This window comes from Chamaesiphon sp. VAR_69_metabat_338, from assembly GCF_031423935.1.
GTDB lineage: Bacteria > Cyanobacteriota > Cyanobacteriia > Cyanobacteriales > Chamaesiphonaceae > Chamaesiphon.
The window spans coordinates 1-3,399 of record NZ_JANPGM010000618.1 but is presented as its reverse complement, the minus strand read 5'-3'; the positions used below and the strand labels follow the sequence as shown (position 1 = coordinate 3,399).

The 3,399-nt window shown below is 52.4% G+C and carries 1 protein-coding gene; it reads left to right on the top strand.

The features are described 5' to 3' along the window. Window positions 1–3,399 (top strand): PAS domain S-box protein (locus RMO84_RS17020; protein WP_310489625.1); only part of this gene is annotated, 3,399 nt, incomplete at both ends.

Below are 3,399 nucleotides of genomic sequence, written 5' to 3'. Positions count from 1 at the left end.
ACCTTTGTGTGAAGTATTTCCTGCCGTTCGTACTTCGGGTTTATTGGCTGAATACTGCCAATTGATGGCTACCGGGCAACCGCTGATTAAAGAAGAACTAGTATATGAGGATGTCTTTGGTGGGGAAAGACTGACTAGGGCGTATTCTCTCCATGCAACCAAGTTAGATGATGGCCTGGTAGTCTGCTGGCGCGATCTTACCGCCCAAAGAACAACAGAACATGAGCTGCAAGCTGCCGATCTCAAGATAATCGAAATCTGGGAAAGCATGACCGATGCTTATGTCACGGTCGATCGCGACTGGCGAATTATTTATGCCAACCCAGCCGCTACCCAAGTCATTGGCCAGCTCACTAACTTAGCACCCACAGAATTTTTAGGCAGATCGCATTGGGATCTGTTTCCATCCTTGTGCGGTGGTCATGTCGAGCGGGAGTATCGGCGCGCACTCATAGATCGAGTTGCCGTACATCTGGAGGTGTGGTTCGAGCCGACTGGGAGTTGGTTTGAATCGCATCTTTATCCCGCTGCCGAAGGCTTGGGGATTTACTTTCGGGACATTAGCGATCGCAAGCGCGATGAAGAACTACTCCGCCAGAGTGAGGAATTAAAACGTCGCATCTTAGAGAGCAATCGCGACTGCATCAAAGTTGTGGACTTACAAGGTCGTTTGGTGTATATGAACGATTACGGACAGTCACTGATGGAAATTGATGACTTCGCTACTGTCGCGGGGAGTCAATGGCTCGAATGCTGGCAAGGTAGCGAACGAGCATCGGCTCAAACTGCTTTTAACATCGCCTTAGCAGGGGGAGTCGGTCGCTTTGACGGTTATTGTGCGACTGCTAAAGGTACGCCGAAATGGTGGGAAGTAATTGTGACGCCGATCCTGGCTAGCGATGGTCGGGTCAGCCAAGTTTTATCGGTTTCGCGCGATATATCCCTTCGCAAGCAGCTAGAGGCAGATCGGCTGGGAGCAGAGCAAGAGCGCGACAGGTTTTTCGATCGGTCGCTAGATCTACTGGCGATCGGTAGTTTTGATGGCTACTTTACCCGGATCAATCCAGCTTTCGAGCGGCTGCTGGGCTTCACGGCTGCCGAATTAATGGCGCAACCCTTTATCGAATTCGTGCATCCCGACGATCGCGAGTCTACCTTGGCTGGGGCACAAAGTCTGGCACAGGGCGGGGTCGTTGTTGATTATGAAAATCGGTGTCAGTGCAAAGATGGCTCCTACGTCTGGATATCGTGGAGTGCCACGCCATACCAACAGAGCAATTGCTGGTACGGTGTCGGACGAGATATCACCGATCGCAAGCGAGAGCAAGCCCAGCTCCAGCAAGCCGAAGCCACGATTAGATCTCAATTAGGCGAAATCGAAGCGATTTATCAACATGCCCCAATCGGTTTGTGCTTTATCGATTTGGATTTTAGATTCGTGAGAATTAACGAGCAGTTAGCACAGATCGATGGTCTGAGTGTCAACGAGCATATCGGGCGGACGCTTCGAGAGATCTTGCCAGACTTAGCCGATACAATAGAACCGCTATATCGACAAATCATTGAGTCCAGTCAGCCCATCCTCGATCTGGAAATAAGTGGTACCACTCAAGCTCAACCGGGAGTAGAACGTTACTGGCTAGTATCTTACTACCCACAAACAGACGATCGAGATCGCCCGATCGGGATCAATGCGATGGTGCAAGAGATTACCGAGCGCAAGCGGATCGAGGCAGCGCGGCTAGAAGCAGAGCAAGAACGAGATCGCTTCTTCAATCTATCGGTCGATCTCCTGGCAACATTGAACTTCGACGGGTATTTCACACGGTTGAATCTAGCGTGGGAGCAAACATTGGGCTTTACCCAGGCAGAATTACTGGCTACACCATTTATTGAGTTGATTCACCCCGAAGAACGCATGGCAACCTTAGCCGCCGCTCAAGCCACGATTGCGGGTTGTCCCGTGACTAGCTTTGAGAATCGCTATCGCTGCAAAGATGGATCTTATCGGTGGTTCTTGTGGAGTGCGATGCCCTATCCCGAGCAAAATGTCATGTATGCGATCGCCCACGATATCACCCATCGCAAACAGAACGAAGAGGCATTGCGGGCGAGCGAACGCAAATTCACGGCGATTTTCGACCAGAGTTTCGAGCTGATGGGCATTGTCAGCTTGGATGGCGTGTTGCTAGATGTCAATCAAACAGCCCTCGACTCGATCGAGGCATGTCGAGAAGATATCGCTGGCCAACTATTCTGGGAGACGCCCTGGTGGCACACAGAGCAGCTTCAGCAGCAACTCCAAGACGCGATCGCGCGAGCTGCTAGCGGTCAATTTAGCCGCTATGAAGTCCAATTTCCCCACCCTAGCGGCGTGACGCTGACTACCGATTTTTCGCTCAAACCCGTCTTCGATGAGACTGGTAAAGTCTGGAAGATCGTCGCTGAAGCTCGGGATATCACCGAACGCAAACGCGCAGAGCGCGACTTACAGGAATCTCAGGAACGACTGCGGACGGGAATTGAAGTGGCAGGTGTGGGACTGGCGAGATTTGACTATCATACTAATCTGGTCGCCCTCTCGCCCGAAGCCGTCATCATGTATGGCTTTCCCGCCGACACCACTTTTGTGACGCGCGAACAGATCCACGCTACCTTTCATCCCGACGAACGTGCCGAACTCGCAGCAATTGTCGCGCAAATTCTCGATCCTGCTAGTACGGGGTGGTTTGCCCGCGATCATCGGGTGGTGTGGCCGAGTGGTGAAATCCGCTGCCTGAGCGTTCGCAAGCAAGTGTTTTTCGCTAACGTTGGTACGGCTGTTGCCGCAGCAGCCTCTCCGGTCGAAAATCACTCTGGTGCCCTGGCACGTCCGAGTTATGCCATTCTGGCGGCGATCGATATTACCGATCGCCAGCAGACCCAAGCCGATCTCGAAGCGCGCAACCAAGAGCTAGATAGCTTCGTGCATATCGTCTCCCACGATCTTAAAGCCCCCTTGCGAGCTGTCGCCAATCTCTCCAAATGGATCGAAGAAGACTTAGAAGGCTCGCTGACTGCCACCACTCAATCGCAAATGAACTTATTGCGCGGACGGGTCGAGCGGATGTCGGCGACCATCGACGCACTGCTCGACTATGCGCGGATCGGTCGCACGGATGACTCGATCGAACCAGTCGCAGTTGGCGAACTAATTGCCGAGACGATCGAAACCATATCGCCACCGCAGACATTTCAAATCGCGATCTCCAAAAATTTGCCGACTCTTTATGCCAAGCGGCTGTTGTTGACTCAGGTATTTGCCAATCTGATCGGTAATGGCATTAAACATCACGATCGCGTCGATGGCGCGCTCCATATCGGCATCGCCGAACGCAGCGATGTCTATGAATTTGCGAT